Origin of the sequence: Paenibacillus tyrphae, assembly GCF_000722545.1 — a bacterium.
Classification (GTDB): Bacteria; Bacillota; Bacilli; order Paenibacillales; family NBRC-103111; genus Paenibacillus_G; species Paenibacillus_G tyrfis.
This window is the reverse complement of record NZ_JNVM01000051.1, coordinates 31,985-55,853: the sequence shown is the minus strand read 5'-3', so window position 1 is coordinate 55,853 and position 23,869 is coordinate 31,985. Positions and strand designations below refer to the sequence as shown.

At 55.1% G+C, this 23,869-nt stretch carries 23 protein-coding genes; 17 read left to right on the top strand and 6 right to left on the bottom strand.

All coding sequences use genetic code 11. From position 1 onward, the window contains the following. Window positions 1-7: 7 nt before the first annotated feature. From ET33_RS33915 to ET33_RS33880, 8 genes are read left to right on the top strand one after another with little or no spacing between them, the layout of a single operon-like run. Window positions 8-1,048, top strand: coding sequence for an ABC transporter ATP-binding protein (locus tag ET33_RS33915; protein ID WP_036692996.1), 1,041 nt, complete (start codon window positions 8-10; stop codon window positions 1,046-1,048). Between the two features lie 32 nt (window positions 1,049-1,080). Continuing rightward, entirely contained in the window at window positions 1,081-2,277 is a 1,197-nt protein-coding gene (locus ET33_RS33910; RefSeq protein ID WP_051776019.1) for an extracellular solute-binding protein, read from the top strand. Further along, the gene (locus ET33_RS33905) at window positions 2,274-3,155 is read left to right on the top strand and encodes an ABC transporter permease (RefSeq protein WP_200879273.1); all 882 of its coding nucleotides are present in this window, start codon (window positions 2,274-2,276) and stop codon (window positions 3,153-3,155) included. The genes ET33_RS33910 and ET33_RS33905 overlap by 4 nt, the downstream gene beginning before the upstream one ends. 11 nt (window positions 3,156-3,166) lie before the next feature. Further along, complete coding sequence (locus ET33_RS33900) at window positions 3,167-3,649, top strand: hypothetical protein (protein ID WP_036692993.1); 483 nt, start codon at window positions 3,167-3,169, stop codon at window positions 3,647-3,649. After that, a complete protein-coding gene (locus tag ET33_RS33895; RefSeq protein WP_036692991.1) occupies window positions 3,630-4,625 on the top strand; it encodes a CehA/McbA family metallohydrolase in 996 nt (331 codons plus the stop codon). Before ET33_RS33900 ends, ET33_RS33895 begins: the two co-directional genes overlap by 20 nt. A 46-nt stretch (window positions 4,626-4,671) precedes the next feature. Next, a complete protein-coding gene (locus tag ET33_RS33890) occupies window positions 4,672-5,385 on the top strand; it encodes a glycerophosphodiester phosphodiesterase (protein ID WP_036692989.1) in 714 nt (237 codons plus the stop codon). A 30-nt stretch (window positions 5,386-5,415) separates the two neighbouring features. Beyond that, a complete protein-coding gene (locus tag ET33_RS33885; RefSeq protein WP_036692986.1) occupies window positions 5,416-6,459 on the top strand; it encodes a LacI family DNA-binding transcriptional regulator in 1,044 nt (347 codons plus the stop codon). A gap of 12 nt (window positions 6,460-6,471) precedes the next feature. Then, window positions 6,472-7,833, top strand: a complete 1,362-nt coding sequence (locus ET33_RS33880; protein WP_036692983.1) for an MATE family efflux transporter — start codon at window positions 6,472-6,474, stop codon at window positions 7,831-7,833. A 76-nt stretch (window positions 7,834-7,909) separates the two neighbouring features. Here the strand turns inward: ET33_RS33880 and ET33_RS33875 are convergent, their stop codons facing one another. Then, window positions 7,910-8,281 (bottom strand): helix-turn-helix domain-containing protein, encoded by a 372-nt coding sequence (locus tag ET33_RS33875; RefSeq protein WP_036692980.1) that lies wholly within the window; start codon window positions 8,279-8,281, stop codon window positions 7,910-7,912. 184 nt (window positions 8,282-8,465) lie between these two features. On the opposite strand from ET33_RS33875, the gene ET33_RS33870 reads away from it, so the two are divergent. Continuing rightward, a complete protein-coding gene (locus ET33_RS33870; RefSeq protein WP_036692977.1) occupies window positions 8,466-9,452 on the top strand; it encodes an asparaginase in 987 nt (328 codons plus the stop codon). A 137-nt stretch (window positions 9,453-9,589) separates the two neighbouring features. Here the strand turns inward: ET33_RS33870 and ET33_RS33865 are convergent, their stop codons facing one another. Further along, window positions 9,590-10,765, bottom strand: coding sequence for an MFS transporter (locus ET33_RS33865; protein WP_036692976.1), 1,176 nt, complete (start codon window positions 10,763-10,765; stop codon window positions 9,590-9,592). Window positions 10,766-10,964: 199 nt separating this feature from the next. On the opposite strand from ET33_RS33865, the gene ET33_RS33860 reads away from it, so the two are divergent. After that, on the top strand, window positions 10,965-11,432 hold the full coding sequence (locus ET33_RS33860; protein WP_036692974.1) for an Lrp/AsnC family transcriptional regulator: 468 nt from the start codon (window positions 10,965-10,967) through the stop codon (window positions 11,430-11,432). 98 nt (window positions 11,433-11,530) lie between these two features. Here the strand turns inward: ET33_RS33860 and ET33_RS33855 are convergent, their stop codons facing one another. Beyond that, window positions 11,531-12,331, bottom strand: coding sequence for an ABC transporter ATP-binding protein (locus ET33_RS33855; protein WP_036692972.1), 801 nt, complete (start codon window positions 12,329-12,331; stop codon window positions 11,531-11,533). A gap of 225 nt (window positions 12,332-12,556) precedes the next feature. Between ET33_RS33855 and ET33_RS33850 the strand changes: the two genes are divergently transcribed. The 3 genes from ET33_RS33850 to ET33_RS33845 all read left to right on the top strand — a co-directional run bounded on the left by ET33_RS33850 (window position 12,557) and on the right by ET33_RS33845 (window position 15,296). Then, window positions 12,557-13,780, top strand: coding sequence for a hypothetical protein (locus tag ET33_RS33850; RefSeq protein ID WP_036692971.1), 1,224 nt, complete (start codon window positions 12,557-12,559; stop codon window positions 13,778-13,780). Then, a complete protein-coding gene (locus ET33_RS40355; protein WP_258959291.1) occupies window positions 13,780-13,908 on the top strand; it encodes a hypothetical protein in 129 nt (42 codons plus the stop codon). Before ET33_RS33850 ends, ET33_RS40355 begins: the two co-directional genes overlap by 1 nt. A gap of 152 nt (window positions 13,909-14,060) precedes the next feature. After that, window positions 14,061-15,296 (top strand): aminopeptidase, encoded by a 1,236-nt coding sequence (locus ET33_RS33845; protein ID WP_036692968.1) that lies wholly within the window; start codon window positions 14,061-14,063, stop codon window positions 15,294-15,296. A 62-nt stretch (window positions 15,297-15,358) separates the two neighbouring features. Here the strand turns inward: ET33_RS33845 and ET33_RS33840 are convergent, their stop codons facing one another. Next, the gene (locus tag ET33_RS33840; RefSeq protein WP_036692965.1) at window positions 15,359-16,252 is read right to left on the bottom strand and encodes a LysR family transcriptional regulator; all 894 of its coding nucleotides are present in this window, start codon (window positions 16,250-16,252) and stop codon (window positions 15,359-15,361) included. 126 nt (window positions 16,253-16,378) lie between these two features. Here ET33_RS33840 and dat point away from each other — a divergent pair, with 126 nt between their 5' ends. The 4 genes from dat to ET33_RS33820 are packed head-to-tail and all read left to right on the top strand — an operon-like array spanning window position 16,379 to window position 20,646. Then, entirely contained in the window at window positions 16,379-17,218 is an 840-nt protein-coding gene (gene dat / locus ET33_RS33835) for a D-amino-acid transaminase (protein WP_036692963.1), read from the top strand. Between the two features lie 45 nt (window positions 17,219-17,263). Next, window positions 17,264-18,190, top strand: a complete 927-nt coding sequence (locus tag ET33_RS33830; protein WP_036692960.1) for a dipeptidase — start codon at window positions 17,264-17,266, stop codon at window positions 18,188-18,190. Between the two features lie 30 nt (window positions 18,191-18,220). Continuing rightward, the gene (locus ET33_RS33825) at window positions 18,221-19,549 is read left to right on the top strand and encodes a serine hydrolase domain-containing protein (RefSeq protein ID WP_036692958.1); all 1,329 of its coding nucleotides are present in this window, start codon (window positions 18,221-18,223) and stop codon (window positions 19,547-19,549) included. A gap of 14 nt (window positions 19,550-19,563) precedes the next feature. Continuing rightward, window positions 19,564-20,646, top strand: a complete 1,083-nt coding sequence (locus ET33_RS33820; RefSeq protein ID WP_036692956.1) for a DmpA family aminopeptidase — start codon at window positions 19,564-19,566, stop codon at window positions 20,644-20,646. 11 nt (window positions 20,647-20,657) lie between these two features. On the opposite strand, the gene ET33_RS33815 is transcribed toward ET33_RS33820, so the two are convergent. Together ET33_RS33815 and ET33_RS33810 are read right to left on the bottom strand one after the other, a co-directional pair. Continuing rightward, on the bottom strand, window positions 20,658-21,848 hold the full coding sequence (locus ET33_RS33815) for an FAD-dependent monooxygenase (RefSeq protein ID WP_036692954.1): 1,191 nt from the start codon (window positions 21,846-21,848) through the stop codon (window positions 20,658-20,660). Window positions 21,849-22,004: 156 nt separating this feature from the next. Beyond that, window positions 22,005-23,678 carry a peptide ABC transporter substrate-binding protein gene (locus ET33_RS33810; RefSeq protein WP_036692952.1) on the bottom strand — a complete coding sequence of 558 codons (1,674 nt, stop codon included), beginning with the start codon at window positions 23,676-23,678 and terminating at the stop codon, window positions 22,005-22,007. Window positions 23,679-23,869: the final 191 nt, after the last annotated feature.

Genomic DNA, 23,869 nt, shown 5'->3' with positions numbered 1-23,869 from the left:
CAGGACGATGACTGCTCCAGTTCAATTATCGATTCGAAATTTATCCAAACGTTACAAAACAGGCGAAGGCGTGACCGGGATATCGTTCGATATCCATCATGGGGAGCTCGTGACTTTGCTGGGCCCATCCGGCTGCGGCAAAACGACGGTGCTCCGCTCGGTCGGCGGATTTCTGGAACCGGACTCCGGCGATATTCTGATTGCGGGCAAGAGCGTGCTGCATCTGCCCCCGGAGAAGCGTCCGACTGCGATGGTTTTTCAAAGCTATAACCTATGGCCGCATATGAATGTGTTCGAGAATCTGGCCTTTGGCCTGAAAATCCGCAAAATGAAGAAGGATCAAATTCAAGAAGCGGTGGACCGGGCACTCAAGCTCGTCCGGCTGCCCGGCGCGGAGAAAAAACGACCGACCGAGCTATCGGGCGGACAGCAGCAGCGTGTGGCCGTGGCGAGAGCTCTGCTGCTGGAACCGGAAGTTCTGCTGCTGGACGAGCCTTTCTCGGCGCTTGACGCGAAGCTGCGCGCAGAGCTCCGGGAGGAGCTTAGGGAAATCCAATCGTCGACGAAACTGACGATGATGTTCGTCACGCACGATCAGGAAGAGGCGTTGTCGCTGTCCGACCGGATCATCGTCATGAACCGCGGTCATATCGAGCAGTCCGATTCGCCGCAAGCCATCTATGACGCTCCGCAGACGCTGTTTGTCGCGAATTTTATCGGACGCATGAACATGCTGGAGGGGGTGGCGCATAACGGAAGCATTACGCTGCAAAACTTGGAGCTTCCCGATTCCAGGCGTCTGCACGGAGATGTCGTGGTCGCGATTCGGCCGGAGGATGTCCGATGGAAGGATGCGTCGTTCCCCGGTCTGGCGGCCACGGTGAAACAAGTGATGGTGCTCGGGCATTACGCTGAAATTACGCTGCTAACCGAAGCAGGCGTCCTGCGCATGTTCCTGCCACGGGAAGAAGCCGTTGAACTATCCGGCGGACAATCGGTCTCGCTTACGTTTTCCAAGCACGCTGCTTATCCTAAAATTTCGGCATAGCTGCCGGTCCAACTTCGAGGAGGATGTCTACCATGAGTATCAATTTCGGCGGTTTCAAGCACAAGGGTAAAAGTTTCGTTCTTGCTTCTCTCTCGGCGTTTACGCTTCTGGCAGGTTGTTCGGCGGGAGCGGGAGGCGGGGCTAACTCCGCGGCTCCTGCCAAGAATGAAACGGCTGCTGCGCCAAGCGGCGGTACGACGGAAATTTCGTTTTATTTCAGCGGATCGCAGAACGTGCAGGAATTATGGAAGCATCTGAAAGACTTGTATGAGAAAAAACAGGACAAAGTGAAGGTCAAGCTCGTCTATATTCCGTCTGGACAAGGCGAACAGGCGACCATGAACCGGATTGTAGCCGCCAAGAAAGCGGGGAACAACTCGATCGACGTGGATCTGTACGAAGCCAACGGGGGGTCTGATTTGGCCGCCGAAAAAAAGGATAACCTCTTCGAGCAACTGGACGAGAAAAAAATTCCGAATCTCAACTTGATGAACCCGGCGAATATGAAGGATGCGGGCTACAAAGTGGTGCCTTACCGGTCTTCCTCGGTGCTTCTTGCTTATAACAGCGCGAAAGTGCCGACGCCGCCGAAAACGCTCGATGAGCTATACGACTGGATTCACAAGCATCCGGGCCGATTCGCCTACAATGATCCGGCTACCGGCGGTTCCGGCGCGTCGTTCGTGATTACCGCCTTGTACAAGTCTCTGCCGGAAGAGGCGATCCATAATGAAGATAAAGGCATTGAACAGGAATGGGGTCCGGGCTTCGAACTGCTCAAATCGTTGTCCAAAGACATGTACCAGCAGGGCGTATATCCGAAGAAAAACCAAGGGACGCTCGACTTGCTCGCGAACGGAGAGGTGGACATGATTCCGGCTTGGTCCGATATGGCGCTGGAGCAAATCAACAAAAAGCTGCTGCCCGAAACGACGAAGCTCGCGCAAATCGAGCCGGCATTTACCGGCGGACCGGGAAGACTGGCTGTACCGAGCATGTCGCAGCATAAAGAAGCGGCTTACGACTTCATCAATTTTGTGCTGAGTCCGGAAGCGCAGGCCGAGGTTGTCAATAAAATTTACGGCTTCCCCGGTATCGAATGGTCTCATATGCCTGCCGATCTGAAGAAAAAGTTCGAAGGCGTGTCCGTCAACTACCGCTCCTTTAATCTCGGGGATCTGGAAGCCGACGCGATGAAACGTTGGCAGAAGGAAGTCGCTGGTCAATGAGCACCCAGTCGCTGGTCACCGGCAAATCGTTAAGACCAGCCTTGTTCGGACGCGGAGCGGGACGTTCCGCGCTCGGACTGGCCATGGTGCTGCCATCCTTTTTGCTGTTACTCTTGATGATTGTGGTGCCGATCTTCACGTCCGTTCAGGAAAGCTTGAGCGGACGCGACGGCCGGTTTACGTTGGAGCATTACCGCTTTCTGTTTACCGATCCTGCGATGCTGGCGAATATCAAATATACGCTTTATTTGACGCTGGTCTCGTCGGTGCTGGTGCTGCTTATTGCTTATGGGCTTGCCGTGTTTTTAAGGTTTAGCACAGGCGTTCTGGCGAAGTGGATTGAACGCCTCTACTATATTCCGATGTTCATTCCATCGGTCATCGCGACATACGGAATTATGAATATGTACGGCAATCACGGCTGGTTGGCCCGCATCCTGCTGCTGTTCACCAATGAGCCGATGATGAAAGTGCTCTTCGATTTCAAAGGGCTGCTGCTCGCTAACTTATGGTTTCATATTCCGTTTGCCACCATGCTGCTCAGCTCCGCGCTGTCGGGTATTCCGAACGCCGTCATTGAAAGCGCGAAGGACGTGGGGGCGGGGAAAATCCAAGTGTTCACCCGCATTATCGTTCCTTTATCGTTCAAATCGCTGCTGGTCGCTGCCACGTTCGTCGTGATGGGCATCGTCGGAAGCTTTACGGCTCCGTTTCTGATCGGCCCGAATGCGCCGCAAGTGCTCGGGGTGGCGATGCAGCAGCAGTTTTCGGTCTATTTTGAAACCGGTATTTCCAGCGCGTGCGCCGTATTCATGTTTGTTCTCTGTTCCCTCGTCGGCTATTTCTATATTCGCAGCATGATGAATGAAGAAAAGTAAGGGGATGTTGTATGAAGGATCTGCTGATCGTCGAAGGGAAGCTGACTCCGCTCAGTTCGAAAACGCATATTACCTATCAATTTTATATGCCTGAGCCTGCGGAATGCCTGGTTATTGATTTTCGCTACAGCCCTAAAAAATTGGACGACCCACACGTCTCCCGCGAGCTGATTGAAGACGCGATCGACCGGTATGTAAACCCGTCTTTACAACCCGTCTACAAGGAGCAATGGGAAAAGTTCGTTCCGCTGCAAAATCTGCTCACGCTATCGATCGACGACCCGGACGGATTCCGGGGATCGGCACACCGCCATCCGAACGAGCAGCATCATATCTTGTCGCCGAAAGAAAGCTCTCCGGGCTTTATTGCGGGTCCGATTCAAGAGGGGATCTGGCGGATTACCGTAAGCGTTCATTGCGTTGTGACCGAAGCGTGTCATTATACATTAAGTATCCGGGGAGGAGCGTCGGTGCATGAACTGGCTTCCGTTTGAACTGCATACCCATACGCCTCACAGTGACGGCATCCATACGCTGCAAGACATGTGCAGGAAAGCGGCAGAACTAGGTCTCCGCGGCATCGCCTTGACGGATCACAACACCACATCGGGGCTGGCCGATGCGGCCCGGGTGACGGATGAGACCGGAATATGCATCGTACCGGGAATGGAGTGGACGACCTTCTACGGGCACATGCTGACGCTTGGCGTCCCTTATTGCGAATGGCGCGATCTGGGCCCGAAGGATATTTTGAAGGGCATTGACCGGGTTCATCGGCAAGGGGGCGTGGTCGGCATCGCGCATCCGTTCAGCATGGGCAGCCCGATTTGTACGGGGTGCCATTGGGAGTATGACATCCAGGATTGGCATCAAATCGACTATATGGAAGTATGGCACGAAACGCTGCCTCCGCTTCGCAACCATAACGCCCCAGCTTTCGAGCAATGGACGAATTTGTTAAATCAGGGAGTGCGCATCGCCGCTACAGCCGGCCGGGACTGGCACCATTCCTCCGAAAATAGCGATCCTCCGGCTTTTACGTACCTGGGCATCGCCGGAGATGAGCACACTGTCACGACGGAAGCCGTGGTGGAGGCGATCCGTTCGGGGCGCATTTGCGTGAGCATGGGGCCGCTCGTAACGCTGGAACTGAGGACAGGCGGACAGACGTATGGCATTGGCGATGTCATTCTACAAGCACCGGGAGAATCCACCGAGCTTTCGATTCAAGTGCATGCCCCGTTTCGGACAAGCGGACGAAATTTGCTGCAAGGACCAAGCTATACGTTGATTGTCGAATCCAACTTGGGGGAACTGTGCCGTGGCACCGTAACGGAAAGTGAACCGGTGTTCTTCCGGACCATTCCCAGCGAAGGGCTAACCTGGCTGCGGGTTCGCCTGCATGGCTTGCTGGGCATGGCGTTAGCGGACGTCGCTTTTACGAATCCGCTTTATTTTGAAGCCCGGTAACGGCGTCGAAGCGATCACACAAAACAACACAGGAGGCGTGAATTCTATGAATATGCCCCTAATTATCGCGCATACCGGCTGCGAAGGTACGCTGGACAATACCTTAGAATCGGCTATCGCCGGACGGAAAGCAGGCGCGGAGGTGCTGGAAGTCGATGTCAGGGCGACCAAGGATGGCGTGTGCGTGCTTTATCATGATGATAATCCTTGGATCTCCGAGCTTACTTACGCCGAATTGAAGGCAAGGAATCCCTTTATGCTTCCGGCAGGACAGGAGCTGGAACGATTGGAGACGGTGCTGCTGGCTTTTAAGGGGCAGCCGGTCTTGTTTAATTTGGATATCAAGACCGATGCCGCAGCGCTTCCAACCATCGAGCTGCTGAACACATTGAAGATGTGGGAGCAGATTTATTTTACAGGCGAAACAAAAACGATTACAAATCTTCCCTATCGTGATAGAGTAATGTGGAATACGCCGGAAGCGTTAAAAGAGATGAACGGCGCCGCCTATGAAGCCGCAGTACGGGATTTGTGCAGCATGGCCAAGCAAAAAGGATTCGCCGGAATCAACGTGGACTATCCTTCGTGCCGTGAAGTTCTGGTGCAGTGCGCCCACGAACACGGACTGCTTGTCTGGGTATATACCTTGCCCGACAGCGGGATGTTTTCGGCTTATGCCGAGATGAAGCTGGACGCGGTCTCCACGCTGGACGTCGGCGCCACTGCGGCTTTGCGGGAGCGGATGTACGCGGCTCGCTGAATTACTGTTTTGAAATGAGGACAGCAACGTATGGGTGTGAAAATCAAGGACGTGGCACGTGTGGCTGGCGTTTCGGTCACGAGCGTGTCCAGAGTTTTGAACAAGGGCGAGCATGTGAGCGAAAAGCTGGAAAAGAAAGTGCGTCAAGCGATCGAGCAGCTTAATTATTCGCCCAGTTTGATTGCAAAAAGTCTGAAACGGAATAAAACCAATCTGATCGGAGTCATCATTCCCGATATTACGTCCAACTTCCAGGCGACGATTCTGAGCAACATTGAGGAGACCTTGGGGCGAAGAGGCTATAACCTGCTCGTTTCCAACATTGTCGAAGACACGGATAAGGTGGTCAAATATTTGAATGTGTTTCAGGAGATGCGTGTGGACGGCATTGTGCTCATGCATGAAAAGCTGAACGATCATATCCGGCTTTTTTTGGAAAAAAATCAAATCCCGCTGGTGGTCCATGCCGAATTGGGCCTGAATCTGCCGACGGTGATGATAGACGATTTCAAGGCCGCTTACGACGCCACAGCGTATCTCATCCGCAAGGGTCATCGGCGTATCGCGATGATTGCGGGGGACATGCGGGACTTATGTGCGGGAAGAAAACGTTACGAAGGGTATCTCGCCGCGTGCAAGGACTACGGCATAACAGTAGACGAATCGATTATCCGATTCGGTGACTACAAGCTGGCCAGCGGCTACCGGTTAATGAACGAGCTTCTGGCCGAAGCCGGCGGTTCGTTTACATCCGTATTTGCGGCGAGCGACGATATGGCGGTTGGCGCCATCAACTGTATGGCGGATCATCAATTGCGCGTGCCGGATGATATATCCGTGATAGGCTTCGACGGCAACCAAATGTCCGACGTGATCCGGCCGAGGCTCACGACCATCCAACAGCCGATGGACAAAATAGGACAAGCGACCGTCGAACTGCTCATGGAGCTTATCGAGCAAAACGATCATGCGCAGCGTTCGCACCCGGCAAGAACGATCGTGCTGGAGCACGAACTGGTGGAGAAAGCCAGCTGCCGCGACATTCATGAACGAGGTGGCTTCTTGAAGAGCTAGAAGGCGGATGGTATGGAAAAACAGCAAGATAAACAGTTCACCTTATTTCGGTTAATGGGTCCCATTTTCGTGGAACAACTGCTTCAAACCATTATATTGAATATAGACACGCTGATGCTCAGCAACTATTCGGATCGTGCGGTAGCCGCCGTGGGCGTGGCCGCTCAAGTATTAACCGTGGCCCAATTGATGTTCGGATTTGTTACCGTAGGGCTCAGCGTGCTGATTTCGCAATTGCTTGGCGCGGGAAAAGAACGGGAAGCCGCCAGAATGGCTTCGATTGCGATGGGGATGAACCTTGTGCTAGGGTTCGTCGTCAGTCTGGCTTTGTTTATTCTGGCCAAGCCGTTATTGGGCTTGATGAAGCTGCCGCCGGAGCTGATGGAGGACGGATATACATTTTTGTCAACGGTGGGGATGCTTTCTTTCACTGTAGCGATCATTAGTACGGCAGACGCGGTTTTGCGGATGCACGGTTTTCTGAAGCCGATGCTTCTGCTGTCTTTTTCTGTCATTATGATCAATATTGCCGGGAACTTTTTGTTCTTATACGGCCCTTTCGGTATTCCGGTTTTGGGTGTGGAGGGGGTTGCTTTGGCGACCAACGCCAGCCGGGTATTCGGGGTAGGCCTTGCGCTATTTCTGTTGATCCGCTATTTGCCGTATTCCCTTTCCTGGAAAGACATGTTTCGGCTGCCGGTCAACGAAGTCAAGGAAATGACCAGAATTGGCATTCCATCGGCGGGGGAAAACATTTCTTATAACGCTTCGCAAGTTTTTATTACGTATTTTGTTACGATGCTGGGTACTTCTGCGCTGACGACCAAAATATATACCCAGAACATTACCACATTCGTGTTTTTAGTTTCGGTCTCGATTGGGCAGGCGACTTCGATGATGATCGGCCGGTTGATTGGAGCAGGTCAACACGATACTGCTTATCGTATGTGCTATCGGAACTTGCGTATCGGCTGGGCGATTAATTTTGGTATAGGCTGCTTGCTCGTCATGTGTTCCCGCCCGCTGCTCGGCCTGTTTACGAGCGATCCGGAAGTGATCCATCTCGGGCAAACCCTGATGCTGCTGTCGCTGCTGCTTGAAGCGGGGCGCGCATGCAATGTGATTGTCATCGGAGCGCTGAATGCCGCCGGCGATGTTAGATTTCCGGTAGTCGTGGGCCTTATTTCCATGTGGGGGCTTAGCATTCCGTTGGCTTATCTTTTTGGAATCGTATGTCATCTGGGTATCCCGGGAATATGGCTTGCTTTTATTGTCGACGAATTTCTGCGCGGCGCGAGCATGCTGCTGCGCTGGCGTTCCCGAAAATGGCAGCACATCCGGTTCGCGTTGGTTAGCGGATCGGCAAAGATGTAATGGAGCTGCGGGGCTTAAACTCATCAAGCTTAGCCGTATTCCCTAGAGGGAGCGGCTAAGCTTTTTGTAGTTCGCGTTAACCGTTCGTGTCCAGCTTGCGCTTCGTGCGGATAAACGCAATGCACTGCTTGATTTCTTCCTCATTGAGCGGTGCTCCGTCCAAAATGAGCTCCACATCGAACCGCGTGCGCGCCTCGGTCAATTTCAGTTTATCGTGCAGCTCGACCTTCCACGCTTTCGGATAAAACGCCGGATTGTCGATCCGGCCGAGCAAGTAGTCCACAGACGTTTCCAGCAGGTCGGCCAGCTTCTTTAACGTTTCCAGCGGCGGTTCCCGATACCCCGATTCGTAGCCTGCGTAGGTGCTTTTTGCGATGCCGAGCCGATCGGCTGTATATTGTAACGACCATTTTTTGCTTTTTCTTAGTCGGGATAATCGTGTCAACATGGAAAATACCTCCTCATACCCATTCATTATAACATGTTCTGTTCGCGTAACGCATAAGAATATTCTTGTTTTTCGCAAATCGATTCATTATAATGAAGAATATGGTCGCGTTACGCGTACTTTTTCGGATGGATTATACTTAGGTCAGTATAGTCCGATCAGATGAAAGGGTGCTTGGATAGATATGAAAAAAATACTGCTGCTATCGACCGGCGGAACCATTGCTTCCGTCCCGGGCGAAAACGGGCTGGCTCCCAAAATGAGTGCGGATGAGCTCCTGCATTATTTGCCGGAACAGAACCGGTCCTATCAGGTGGAAACCAAAATTATCATGACGATCGACAGCACGAACATGCAGCCCGAGTATTGGGTCACGATCGCCAAGGCCGTCTACGAGCATTACGATCAGTACGACGGTTTTGTCATTACCCACGGGACGGATACGATGGCTTATACTTCCGCCGCGCTTTCGTACATGCTGCAGAATTTGGCGAAGCCAGTCGTCATCACCGGTTCCCAAGTGCCAATTATGTACAAAAGAACCGATGCGAAAAAAAATATTATCGATGCGATCCGTTTTGCCTGCGAGCCCGTGGGCGGGGTCTATGTTGTGTTTGACGGCCGCGTTATCATCGGGACAAGAGCGGTGAAGCTGCGAACGAAAAGCTACGACGCGTTTGAAAGCATTAATCATCCTTATATCGCTTATATCGAGGAAAACATTACGTATCATCATCCGATCCGGACGGTGCGGAACAAGGAGCCGCGCCTGGATTGTTCGCTTTGCCCCGACGTCTTTTTGTTAAAGCTGCTTCCGGGGACGAAACCGGAGCTCTTCGATTGCCTGAAGGGACTGTACAAAGGCGTCGTGATCGAAACGTTCGGGAGCGGAGGATTGCCGTTCCAGGAAAGAAATCTGATTCCGAAAATCAACGAGCTGATCAAGGCGGGGATCGCGGTAGCTCTCACGACGCAATGTCTGGAAGAGGGGGGAGACCTGGGTCTGTACGAAGTCGGGCGGAAGGTGAATCTAGATCTGATTATTAATTCCAGAGATATGAACACGGAAGCGATTGTTCCTAAATTCATGTGGGCGCTGGGGAAATCAGCTGATATCACCGAGGTTAAGAAAATCATGGAAACGCCGATTGCCGGCGATACGACGCTTTAACCCAAATCGAGCTGCGATAACATAAAAGTCTGCAATCTGCGTAGAAGATTGGCAGACTTTTATCGTTGTTAGCGGTCAAAACAAAGAAAAGGCAGTCCTCCATGAGTGGAGAACTGCCACTAAACGGTTCGTTTGCTTTACTTTGACAGCACGGCCTTCGACGAGGCAGTTCTGCCCAGCGAAAACGACAGCCATGCGAAGAAAAGGCCAAGCAGCACGGTCGCTCCGCCGACCCAGCCGAGAGGGGCGGCCGTATAGCGGTCCACGATTAGCCCACCTACGCCTGCTCCGACAGCCAGCCCGAGCTGAAAGACGGAAGTATTGACGCTTAGGGCGATTTCGGACGAGTGTGGGGACAAGGTGATCAAGTAATACTGCTGGGCAGGCACCGTCGTCTGCACGGCGCCGATCCACACCATGGTCGCCAGCATCGCACCGACAACAAGCTGGACCGCGAAGGGAAAAGCGATCAGAATCGCGGCATGCAGCAGCAGGCTCGCGTACAGCGTGGGTCGAATCCCCCATTTATCGGTAGCAAATCCCCCTATGCGCGATCCTGCGGCACTGGCGAGCCCTGCCAGCAACAGCGTCGTGCTGACAAGCGCCGTGGACATCCCCGCTGCGGATTGCAGGAGAGGCGTAACGTACGTATAAACGGTTGAATATCCCGTTACGAACAGGAACGAAATCAGCAAAGCCGTGACGACCCGGCTGTTCTTGAGGGCGGCCAACTGGGTCCGAAGCGGGACGGCTTCTTGCTTCGGCAGCTTGGGAAGGTACGCCATAATCGCCCACGCGGCGATGATGCTAAGCGCGGCAATGATCAGAAATACCGAACGCCATCCCCACAAGTCCCCGGCCATAGTGCCTGCGGGTACCCCCAGAACGAGCGAGACGCTAAAGCCCATAAGAATCGTTCCGATTGCGCTTCCCTTTTTCTCGGGCGGAGCCAGATTGGCCGCAGCGGCGAGCGCTACCACCGTATAGACGCCTCCGCTTAACCCGAGCAGGATTCGGGAGGCCATTAGAACCGCAAAGCCTGTGCTGAAAAAAGCAAGCAGATTGCCGACAATAAAGAGCAGAAGCGCTGCCGCGAGCAGCTTCTTTCGCTCCATACGGGCGGTGAAGGCGATCAACAGCGGCGAGCCGAAGGCAAACGCAAGAGAGAAGCCCGTGACCAATTGCCCGGCGAGGGAGAGGGGCACCTGTGTATCCTTGGCGATCATGCCGATGATGCCGGTGACAATCGATTCTGCCGTGCCCACCATGAATTCCCCCAAGGCAAGCAAATAAATTCCAATATAGCGAGACACACACTTCACTCCTTGCATGAAAAATACTGGGTTTGTTGTTTGCCGATTCCCGCGCGGATGCGACAAGCGATGTACTAATGACATTTTACAAAAACAATTTTATAATTTACATATATGAACCAAGGTATTTGGTCCTCGATAGTTTAAGGATTGAAGTTAATTCGCGGCTTTTACTTATACATTTGAAAGGGTGATTTGGATGGATCAAGTGGACTACAAAATATTAAGCCTGCTGCATGAAAATTCCCGCATTCCGATGGCGGAGCTGGGGAGGATCATCGGCATGACGCAGCCGGCCGTGAAGGAGAGAGTGAGGAAGCTGGAGGAGCAAGGCGTGATTACGGGATATCACGCGGCGATCTCCATGCCGAAGCTGGGCAAGAACACGACGGCCTTCGTCATGTTCCGGACGAAGAAATGCGCCGCTTTCGTCGAATTTTGCAGGCAGTCTCCCGAGGTGACGGACATGTATCGGATTAGCGGGGAGTACAACTACATGCTGAAGGTCGTTACCGCAACGACCGAGGAGCTGGTGGATTTTTCGGAAAGATGTGGAGACTTCGGCTACTCCTATACCTTGATGATGCTCACGGCGCCGTTCGAGCAAAAGATGATGATTTGTGAACCGCCAATCGCCGAAACGGCGGAGCCTTTGTCGTCGAACTAACGGAGCTACAAGGGGCGTTCTTCAACTGTACAAAAAAGCTTAGCCGTTTCCCTTTGCAGGCAAACCAGCTAAGCTTTTTTGGGTGGCCTCCTAAGCCGCTACGCCAGCGGGTTCTCGACGTGAGCCGCCCGCACGTACACGCGCTGACGGTGCTTTTCGACCTCGACCGGAGCTTCGAAAAAGTCCGTCAAAATGTCCGCCTCCAATATGCTTTCGGTGGCTCCGCTGCGGACCACCTCGCCTCTACGCAGCAGCAGCGTATGGCTGAAGGCGGGAACGATTTCTTCCGTATGGTGGGTGACGTAAATCAGCGTCGGCGACTGTTCCTGGCAGCTCAGCTCTTGGATGCTGTCCAGCAGCTTTTCGCGCGAGAACAGATCCAGCCCGTTGCAGGGCTCGTCCAGAATCAGTAGGTGCGGGTCGGCCATCAGCGCCCGGGCGATCAGCACCTTCTGTTTCTCTCCCTGCGAGCAGGTCCGGAATTCCCGGTCCCACAGATGCGTGCAGCCCAGCGTGCGCATCAGCGCTTGCGCCCGGTCCAGATCTTCATCGGATAGCCGCTCGTATAAGCCGATAGTCGCGTATTTGCCGCTGATGACCACATACTGGGCTTTGTCGGAGGCGTACAGCTTCTCCTGCAGCGAGGAGCTGACCCAGCCGATGGAACGGCGCAGCTCGCGCAAATCGACTTCTCCGAACCGGTGGCCGAGCACGGACACCGACCCTGTCGTCGGCCAGAGATAGCCGTTAATCATGTTCAGCAGCGTCGTTTTTCCCGATCCGTTCAGGCCCAGCAGCGCCCAATGCTCTTTGGGACGCACGGTCCAGCTGACATTGTGCAGCAAATAGTTCTGGCCGTTTTTCCAAGATACATCCTGAATGTCAATGACGTGTTCCATAAGCTGACCTCTTTCCTTTGTTCGCGATTGTCTATTTCCTCATCATAAAACAAGGACGAAGCCGTGTCGATGCGAAAAGTGCTCATCCCGAAGAGCAATTTTTGCTACATTTCAATTTTTGTGTGATAGCGGTTACAGACCAGTAATATACATAAAAAGTATGATATTTACACTTCCCTTCGACCGATGTACTATTATGGATATAGGCAGGGAGGAGAATTTTATATGGTAACGACCATTCAAAGTATGAGAACGGTAGTTGAGAATGAGTTGCAACTCCACGGGTACACTCCTTCGCAGTTCAGCGAACTTGCAGGAATCCGTATTGAGCAGCTGGATTACCCCAGGTCCGTCACCATAGACCAGCTCGACAAGATAGCATCCGCGTTGGGTCACGGCCCCGGTTGGCTTTACGAATTGTACTTGGGTCAATGTTTCTTGAACGATAAGCTAACCTGTTCGCAGCAATTTTCCTTAGCGGAAAGCCTGTTTGAGCAAGGAAAGAAAAAAGAAGCTATTCCACTTTACCGCCAAATTGTCGATAAAGGAAATACAGAGGACCCGCAGTATGTCATGAGTCAGTTCCGGTTGTTTCAATCGCTCATCGGAACCGGGGTGGAAGAAAACAGAGAAGCCGTATTTCGTTTTGAAACCCATTACAAACATCTGCCGGAGGATGTCCGGCTGGACGCTCTTTTGCAGATGGCCAACGTTTATTACACCTTCGAAAGATGGGACAAAGTCGGACAGTACGCCGATGAACTCAGAGAGCTGGCAACTGTGATCTACGAAAAGCTGATACATAATGAGCTGTATAAACCGCTGCAAACGGAACGACATTTAGTCGTGTACTACGGTCAAGGCTGTCTGATGAAAGGGGTGGCTCTAACCAAACTGGAACAATATGAAGAGGCCAAGCGCTGCGTGCAGGAGTATTCCGATCTTTCATGGTTCCAAGGTCTTGACGAAGTCGGTAAAAAGGAGGTTGAGAAATTCCGGATATGGGGTAAAGGAAACAGGCTCATTCTCGAATTGAATACGGGAAACCTCAAAGTCCTGCCCGAATTATCCGCCTATCTGGACGAATACCCCAATCAAATCCTTCCCAGTTTATCGGTCGTCATGAAAGCCGCAAACCGGTACCATTTTTCCGTTGACGCGATCCTTGCCAAATTCGAAAAGAGAATCCCGACGGTCGGGACGATCTGCGATCACATCAATGGCACGCAGTTGTTCCACTTTTGGTATGAGAAGGTCATTTACAGCTTCAAAAGAGGAGGGAAGCACCAAGCGTTAAATGAATTAATTCACGCATTGGGTCTGGCCCAAAAAATGCGTTATTATTCGGGGTTCGAGAAATGCGTTTCTTTGTTCTGGAAGCATGTTGACCATGCGACGGAACAGCAAAAAAAGGAATACGAGAAAATTTTGGAGGGAGTGTCCGCTTGATGAAAAAAATGATGGTGCTTCTGACCTTGGGGTTCATTTTCTTGAACGGCCTGTCCGTATCGTATCAACCGCCGGCGAACGAACCGGTAAAAATGCATTACTTCCACGATAACGGTGTAGGAGGCTAACACCCGATCTCAAGGAGTCCCGGCCGGTTTATGGAACCGGTCAGGGGCTCTTTTGGTTTGACCGGCTCTGCGCCTAGGAGTACGCTTGGTTCGCCTCCCGACTTCTAGTATAATGGTACGGGTAACCAATCGATAGGACAGGAGACAGGGACATGGAAGCTTTTGACCGAAGTCTGGAAAAATACGCGGAGCTTGTCGTCCGGGTCGGAGCGAACGTTCAGCCCGGACAAGTGCTTCACATCGAATCGCCGCTGGAAGCTGCGCCGTTCACCCGAAAAGTCGTGCAAAAGGCATACGAAGCGGGAGCGAAATACGTGCAGGTTCAATGGGATGACGAGGAAGTGACGAGAAACCGGTTCTTATATGCGCCCGACGAGTCGTTCGACTACTACCCGCAGTGGATGCCTGCGATGATGGAGCAGCTGGCGGAGAACGGCGGGGCATTGATCAACATCAAAGTGCCAGACCCGGAGTTGTACAAGGGCATCGATTCGGACAAAGTGACGCGGGCAACCAAAGCGGCAGCCGTGGCGAGAGAGACATTCCAAAGCTACGTGCGCAACAAAAAGTTCAGCTGGTGTCTGGTGAAAGCGCCGACGCGCGCCTGGGCGGCCAAGGTGTTCCCCGAGCTTCCGGAGGAAGAGCGTGTCCGGGTGATGTGGGATACGATCTTCAAAATGAATCGGGTCGACGCGGACGATCCCGTGGCGGCTTGGAAAGAGCACATCGGCCGGCTGAAGCAGGTCAAGGAGAAGCTCAACGAGAAAAAGTACAAGAAGCTGCATTACCGGGCTCCGGGCACCGACTTGTCGGTCGAGCTGCCTGAGGGGCATATTTGGCACGGCGGCGGGACGACGGACGATCAAGGCGTATACTTCGTAGCCAACATGCCGACGGAGGAAGTGTACACGATGCCGCTGCGGACCGGCGTGAACGGAACGGTGACGAGCACGAAGCCGTTAAACTTGAACGGCCGGCTGGTCGACAAGTTTGCGCTCACGTTCGAAGGCGGCAAAGTGGTCAGCTATACGGCCGAGGTCGGACTTGAATATTTGGATGCCCTGCTGAAGACGGACGAAGGGGCCAAATATTTGGGAGAAGTGGCGCTCGTGCCGCACCATTCTCCGATTTCGAACCTGAACCGCGTGTTTTACAACACCGGTATTGACGAGAACGCATCCTGCCATTTCGCCGTCGGCAGCGCCTATCCGTTTACGATCGAGAACGGAACGAAGATGACCAAGGAAGAGCTGCTGGCCAAGGGCGCGAACGTCAGCCTGACCCACGTCGACTTCATGGTCGGCTCGGCGGAGCTGGATATTGACGGCGAGCTGCCGGATGGCACCCGCGAGCCTGTGTTCCGTCAAGGCAACTGGGCGGTCGGGTAATACCGCTCCATAGATTTGAACAAAGGACCGTCCGACTTATCCGAGTCGGGCGGTTTTGTTCGTTACTCCGTTTGCGCATGGTGCTGGCATAAGAAGCCGATAAACTGCTCCATGATCTGGTTCAACGACATATCCTTCAAATAGATCAGCTCGAAATTGCGGTTCAGCTGCGGCAGTCCGGCGACTTCCACCTCTCGGAGCTCGTCCCTATCCAGATCATGAAGGATCGAGAAGCGGGGCAGAAACGCGATGCCCAGCCTCTGCTTGACCATCCGCTTGACCACCTCGATGTTATCCGCCTCCATGACCACGTGCCGGTCCAGCCTATAGTGGCTGAACGCCCCGTTAATCAGCGTCCAGTCGAGCGAGCCGCGATTGAACAAAATGAGCCGCTCCTTGGCGACATCCTCGATCGTCACCTGCTTGCGGTCGTGAAACGGATGGCCCGGATAGACGGCCAGCAGCATATCGTCCTTCAGGATCGGAATGCGCCGGATCTGCGGATGATTGACGGCGCGGGCGATTCCGAAGGACACTTCATGATTCAACACCATATCGAGCACCTGATGCGAATGTCCGGTCAAAAGCGTCAGCTTCACCTTTGGGTAAAGTGTCTGGAATTGCTCCACAAGCTGAGGCAGCAGATAAAAGGCCGCTCCGAAAACGGAAGCGACGGACAGCTCACCTTCCAATTTCCCGTGAATCCGCTGGATTGCCTGCTGCCCGTCCTGCAGCGATTGCAGCATGCTTTTCGCATAGGGCAGGAAGCTTTCGCCTTCCTCCGTCAAGGCAATGGCATGGCCGGTCCGTTGAAACAGCCTGCAGTTCAAGTCGGCTTCGAGCGCTTTGATCCTCTGGCTTACCGCAGGCTGGGACAAATACAGCAGGTTGGCCGCTTTGCTGAAGCTTCCGGTCAGAGCCACCATGACAAAACATTCAACATGATCCGTATTCATAAAACGCCTCCCATCCTCGTATTATATTTTCTTATACCCGTCATGTCATTATCCTATTGGACCGACCTGCGGAAATCGATTAGTTTTGTTAATAACATGGGAAATGAACCAGGGAGGGGCTGCATCATGGCTTTGGCTTATTTTAACGGGAGCTTTATCCAGTCGGACGAACCGGCCGTTCCGATCGACGAACGGGGACATCAATTCGGGGACGGCGTATATGAGGTGATCCGGATATACAAGGGGCGGCCTTTTATGCTCGACGAGCATTTGGACCGTCTATTCAAGAGCGCCGCGGCGATCCGTTTGGAGATTGGGCAGGACGGCGAGTCGCTGAAGCGGGTTATTGGCGAATTGACGCAAAAAAGCGGGCTGTCGGATCTCGATCTGTATGTGCAGGCGACCCGCGGCATCGCCCCCCGCAATCATTTGTTTCCGGCATGCCCGGCGTCCGTCTCGATGACGGCGAAGCCGTTTCGGGAAATACCGGCCGAGGCAAGGGCTACCGGCATCAGCGTTATGCTGCATCCGGACGAGCGCTGGCTGAACTGCTGGATTAAATCGCTCAATCTGCTGCCTAACATTTTGGCCAAGCAAGCCGCGTCCGAACGCGGATGTCTGGAAGCGGTTCTCGTACGGGAAGGATATGTGATGGAAGGAACAAGCTCCAACGTATACATAGTCAAAGACGGAGCGATCCGGACGGCTCCGCTGTCCAATCAGATTTTGGCGGGCATTACGAGAATGGCGGTCCAGCGGATCGCGCACGAGCTGCGTATCCCGTTCGTCGAACAATCGTTTACGCCGGAGGAGCTGCGGCAGGCGGACGAAGCGTTCATTACCAGTACGACGACGGAAGTGATGCCGGTCGTCCGCTTCGAGGACGAAAGCCTGATCCGGGACGGCAAGCCCGGACCGGTCGCGCGGGCGCTGTACGAACGGTTCCGTACGATAACGGGACAATGACGGTACAAGACCAGGAAAGGCTGGATCAAGAAATGGGGGAAAAGTATGGATATCATCGACTTTCATTGCGATGTGCTTTATAAGCTCTGGACAACCGGCGGGGATCTGTCCTACGGCAGCTCGGAGGAGCTGGCGACGAACAAGGCAAGGCTGCAGCAGGGCGGCGTGAAGGTCCAGTGCTTTGCGGTCTTCGTTCCGCCTCATCTCAAGGCGGAGCAGAAGTTTCAAGCGGCGCTGGATCAGATTCATTATTTTTACGACGAGGTGCTTGGGAAGCATCCGGAAATGAAGCAGATTCGAGACTGGGCCGATTTCGACGCGCTCGAACCGGGGCAGATCGGAGCCATGCTGACGCTGGAAGGCGTCGATCCTATCGGCAACGACCTGCGCCAACTGAACATTTTATACCAGCTTGGCGTGCGTGCGGTCGGCTTGACCTGGAACTACGCCAACCTCGCGGCCGATGGCGTGCTGGAGCCGCGAGGCGCCGGGTTGACCTCGTTCGGCCGGGACATTGTGCGCTTCAATAACGAGCACCGGCTGCTGACCGACGTCGCTCATCTATGCGAGCGGGCGTTCTGGGATGTCGTCGAGCTGGCAGAATATCCGATGGCGAGTCACGCCAACGCGCGGGCGGTTTGCGATCACCCGCGCAATTTAACGGACGAACAGGCCAAGGCGCTGTTTGTCAAAGGCGGGACGATTCACGTCATTTATTGCCCTGCCTTTGTGAAGCGGGTAAGGCATGTAACGATCGCCGATTTGTTAAAGCATATCGATCATTTGTGCGCGCTCGGCGGCGTGCGGCATATCGGGCTCGGTTCGGATTTTGACGGCATTTCCGAGTTTGTCGCAGACTTGGAGCACGCGGGCAAAAGCCAGAACTTGATCAACGAGCTGCTAAAATATTATAAGGAAGAAGAAGTGCGCGGATTTGCCGCCGAGAACTTTTTGCGCAATCGGCCGAAGTAAGCGAGCTGCGCAAATTATGGAGGTGCTGTCATGACCGGCAACTGGTCCGGATTCGAAGCCTATATGAAGGCGATGATGGAGAAAGAAGCGATTCCCGGCGTAGCCGTAGCCGTCTCGCTGTACGGGGAGACGGTCTATCAGCAGGGGTTCGGCGTTAGAAATATGGCAACGGGAGAGCCGGTTACCGAGGATACCGTGTTCGGCATCGCGTCGGTCACCAAGTCGTTCACGGCCTTAGCCATCATGCAGCTCGTGGAGGAAGGGAAGCTTGCGTTGGACGATCCTGTCACGAAGCATCTTCCCGAGTTCAAGCTGCTCACTTCCGGCGGGATGCGGAGCGACGGCATCCGCGTGCGGCACTTGCTTTCCCACACGGCGGGCGTCCCGCCCATGCGCCGCCGGGAGGAGCTTCGGCGGTTCGCCGAGCACCTCGACTATTTGGCGAGTGAAGAGATCGAGCTTCTAGGAGAGCCGGGGGAATATTTCAGCTACTGCAACGACACGTTTCTGCTGCTCGGAGCGATCATCGAACGGCTGACGGGCCGCCCGTTCCGAACGGCGATCACGGAACGGATTATGGAGCCGCTGCAAATGCGGCGGTCTACGTTCAGCTTGGACGAGCTGGCCGCTTGGGATAATGTCTCCGTGCCGTATGTGAAGCGCAGCGGCACACAGACGCTGGACGTGGTACCGTGGCCCCAGCTGGGGAACTACGAAGCGGGCGGCGGCATCCGGTCGACGGTGCGCGATCTGTTGAAATATGGGCAACTTTACGTGAGCGATGCCATGTCTTCGAATAATCGCCCCGTGGCGCGGAGCGAAAGCTTGAGGCAGATGCGGGAGCCGATTCACCGGATCGGTAGAAACGCGTTCTACGGCTGCGCGCTGCGGGTGACTCCCGATTATTCCGGCGTTACGCTTGTCGAGCATGGGGGCGGCCAGCCCGGGGTATCGTCGTATTTTGGCTTCGTGCCTGAACGCGGGCTTGTGGCTGCCGTCTTGACGAATGTGGCGAACGTGCCCGCAAACGAGCTGTGGTTGGCGGCGGTCAACACGGCGCTCGGCTTCCCCTTGGAGCAAAAGAGCAGCGTGGAGCCGACGTACGAGGCCTCCCCGGAGGAGCTGCGGCGTCTAGCCGGCGCTTACCGGTCCGCCGAGGGCGGCAGTGTCGACATTGTGCTCGACGGGAACTCGCCCGTCGCTCGAATTGACGGCAAAGCCTTCGCGCTGCGGGCCAGCGACGACCGTACGCTTGTCATCGCAGACAGCGGTTATCCGATCCGGTTCTTCTTCAAGGATGAGCCGCAGGCTTGGGCGGCCTTCTACGGCTCCCGCATGCTGAGGCGCGTAAACGAATAGAGGGAGAATAGCTTATGAGCAGAAAACGATTGCGCGATTACGGATTTACCGTCGGAAAGCTTCCGACCGGACAGCTTAACAGCATCACGGATGTCCCCGGAGTATCCGTAGGCCATGTGACGTTGAATGAGGACCGCCCCGATGCTTGCGTCCGGACGGGGGTCACGGCGATTTTGCCGCACCCGGGCGATTGGTTTCGCGAGAAAACGGTTGCCGCGGCACATGTGATCAACGGTTTCGGCAAAACGGCCGGTCTGGTTCAAGTGGACGAGCTTGGCGTCATCGAATCGCCGATTATGCTGACGAACACGTTCGGCGTGCCGGCGGTAACCGAAGGGACGCTTCGTTACATGCTGGCGCAGGATGACGGGATCGGAGACCGCGACGGCTCGCTGAACGTCGTCACGGGGGAGTGCAACGACTCGCTGCTCAACGACATGAGAGGGCTTCACGTCCGTCCGGAGCACGCGATGGAAGCGATCCGGCAGGGATGGGCAGCCACGGACCGCCGCGTCTTGGAAGGGGCGGTCGGAGCCGGAACCGGGATGGTCTGCTTCGGCTACAAGGGAGGAATCGGTACATCGTCCAGACAGGTGGAAGTGGATGGGGCTATTTACCACTTCGGCGTGTTGGTGCTGACGAACTTCGGCCTTGGGGAAGATTTGACCATATTGGGGAAGCCTGTGGGCGAATCCCTTCGGGCGAAGCCGGAGGAAGCGCGGGACAACGACGGCTCGATCCTCATCGTGGTCGGCACCGACTTGCCGATGGACGCCCGCCAATTGAAGCGGATTGCCAGGCGGGCGGGCTTCGGCTTGGCGCGTACCGGCTCGATCGCTCATCACGGCAGCGGCGACATCGTGATCGCCTTTAGCAACGGCAACCGCATTCCGCATACGCCGGCTTCCGGTGTGCTGGAGCTTCGCGTCGTTCGCGAAGACGGCCGGCTGATGTCCGACTGCTTCCGTGCCGTTACGGAGGCGACCGAGGAAGCGATCTACAACTCCCTGTTTATGGCGGAGACGACCTCGGGACGGCAAGGAAGAACGATCGCCGCATTGCCGGTGGAGGAAGTGCTGGCTGTACTGGAGCGCTGAGCGGGCATGGTTCAGGGTTCATACCCGACCAGCCAGTCCAGGCGGCGGATTTGCATCCGGGCGGGGAGCAGGCGAAGCAGCCGGTTCCGGACGGCAATGGCGGCGGGGTGCGCGAACTGCACCATCCGGCCCATCGTGCGCGACCTGCGGACGACCAGCGCGGTCCGTCCGAACCGCTCCCGCTCATATTGCTGCAGAGCGGCGGCGGCATCGGGAGTGCCCGGCGTGCCGCACATCTGCCGCAAGCTGCGGGCTAGCGCAAGGGCGTCCTCCATCGCCTGCGCTCCGCCTTGCCCGAGGTTTGGCAGCATCGGATGCGCGGCGTCGCCGAGCAAGGTCACGCGCCCCCGGCTCCAGCCGGCGAGCGGCCGGCGGTCGAAAATATCGTGCGAAAGGATGGAGGCCTCATCAGTCGCGGCGATCAGCGCCTCGATCGGCTCCATCCAGCCGCGAAACCGGCGCAGCGCGGCGGCCTTTCTCTCAGCGGGCGGAAGCTCTTGGCCTTGCGGTGCGTTGACAGCGGCGAACCAGAAGATGCGTCCTTGCCCGATCGCCGATACGCCGAACCGCTTGCCCGGCCCCCAGGCTTCGAAGCCGCCGCCCTGCTCAAACGGGTACCGTTCGTCTTGCCAGTGCGCAATGCCCCGCAGCGCGGTATATCCCGCATAACGAAGCGGGGCGCTATCGCCGAAAAGCTGCGCCCGAACGGCGGAGTGCAGGCCGTCGGCGCCGATCAGCACGTCCCCTTCGGCGGTCGTGCCGTCCTCGAAGACGACCTTGACGCTCCGCTCGTTCTGCTCCCAGCGGCGCAATTTCTTATCTGTATGTACCGTCCCGGGCTCCAGACGGCCGAGCAGAGCGGAATGCAGATCGGCCCGGTGTATCAGGTAACTCTGTGCCCCGTAGCGCCGGGCTTGCTCGTCTGTCGGAAGCGACACCAGCCGCCGTCCGTCCGATGTATAAATATCCGCTTGCCGTACAGGGGCTCCAAGGCGGCTTACCTGCTCGTCCGCTCCAAGCTGCCGCAGCGCTTTCATGGCATTGGCGGCGAGGACGAAGCCGGTGCCGATGCCTGACAGGGAGCGCGTCCTCTCGTAGACCGAAACTTCCCATCCTGTGGTTTGCAGCGCAATGGCTGCGGACAATCCGCCGATACCGGCGCCGATAATGACCGCTCTTGGGCGGGATGAAGCCGATACCATGCGGGACTCTCCTTTCGGGCAGCTAATGCTGCTGTTAAGCGATACCCTGATTATAAGGCGAAGCCCTGGGTCTAACAATGGCGCCTTCATGAAAAAAAGCCGTCCTCCGTTGGTTTTTCAACGGGAAGGACGGCTTTCGCCTTTTTTAGCTCGGGCTTACTTCACATACGCCCACTTGAGTTCATATTCAAGCGCATACGGCGGGAAGACCACACCTTGCAGCTTCGGGTCTTTGAGCCAGCTCAGGGAGCGGAAGTAGTTCGGGATGAGCGGCATTTCCTCCATCAGTATTTTTTCGCCGTCGACCATTAACTGGGAACGCTTCGCTTTGTCCATCTCGACTTGCGCGCCTTTAATTAACTTGTCGTATTCGGCATTGGACCAACCGGCATCGTTGAATTCGTTGCCGGTCACGAACATTTCGAGGAACGTCATCGGATCGTTGTAATCGGCGCTCCAGCCGGAAAGAGACGCTTCGTGTTTGTGGTTGTTCTCGTTATCTACGCGCAGCTTGTGCGGAACCGGCTCGCCGATGGCATCGATGCCGAGATTTTGCTTCCATTGGGCGAGGATGAACTCGACGGATTTCGGTCCGACCCCGTTGTCGTCCGCTTGAAGCTTGAACTTCGGCAGCTGCGTTACGCCCAGCTCCTTCAAGCCTTCTTGCAGCAATTGCTTCGCTTTGGCCGGATCGTATTTCGGTCTCAGATCGCCCGCTTTCTTGCGGAATTCTGCGCCGTTGCCGTCGCTCGTTCCGTTCGGTACGAAGCCGGTAGCCGGGACAGGGCCTTTGCCTGTAACGGTTTCAATGAACGCTTTGGAGTCGATGGAAAGCGCCAGCGCTTGACGGACTTTTTTGTTTTTGAAGGCCGGGACGTTATCCTGGCTCAGCTTAATATACCAGGAAGACAACTCGGGCTGCAGAACGAATTCCGGCTTTCCTTCCCATTGGTTGATGCTCTCGCGGGTGATGTTTTGCAACTGGGTCGCTCCGGTTTGGAACAGGTTCAGACCGGTGTTTTCGTCTTTGACGATGTTCAGCGTGATTTTTTCCAGCTTGACTTTATCTTTGTCCCAATATTTATCGTTTTTGACTAAGACGAGCTGCTGCTCATGGTCCCACTGGGCCAGCTTGAACGGACCTGTGCCGATGGCGGAGTCTGCGTCTCCGCCGTTTTTGTCGCCGTATTTCTCGACAATGTCTTTGCGCTGCGGGAAAAATTGAAGGAAGGATAACTGCTCGGTAAAGAATGGAATCGGGCGTTCCAAAGTGATTTCAACGGTTTTATCATCCAGCGCCTTGACGCCGAGCGCTTTCTTCGCCGCTTCGAGCTCTTCCGGGGTTTTCGCCTTTTGTACGTCTGCCCCGCCCTTAACCCAAGCCACCATAAACGCATACAACGCTTTGGTCGAAGGGTCCAGCGTACGCTGGTACGAATAGACGAAATCCTCGGCTTTGACCGGCTGGCCGTCGGAGTAGACCAAATTGTCCTTGAGCTGGATCGTATACGTCTTACCGTCCGCCGAAATTTTCGGCATGTCTTTCGCCAGCCCCGGCTCGGCTTTGCCGTCTTTATTCAGACGGTACAGCCCTTCGCTAACGGCGTTCATGACGGTAAACGCTGCCACCTGCGTCGATTTGGAGACGTCCATCGCCCCCGGTTCCGTCCTGAAGTTAAGGGTGATCTCCTGCTTGGGGGCAGCGCTCTTGTCGCCGCCTTCAGTTCCCGTACCGGTGTTCGTACCGGTGTTGCCGCCAGTACATCCGGCTGCCGTTGCGCCGACAACAGTCAGGATGACCGTTGTAGCCAGCCATTTGCGAATCTTCATAAGCTCGCTCCTTTTTCATTATTTTATATAATCAAGAACGACGATGAATCGTTCTGTGATCCCTTGGCAAAAATTACGCAAGACGCATCAACTGCCGCGTTGGTTATGCAGGTTCTAATGAAGTAGGGAGTAGATAGAGCAGCAGGACTAGCGGCTCGGGGACGGCGGGAGCATGGAGGAAGGCCGTGTAG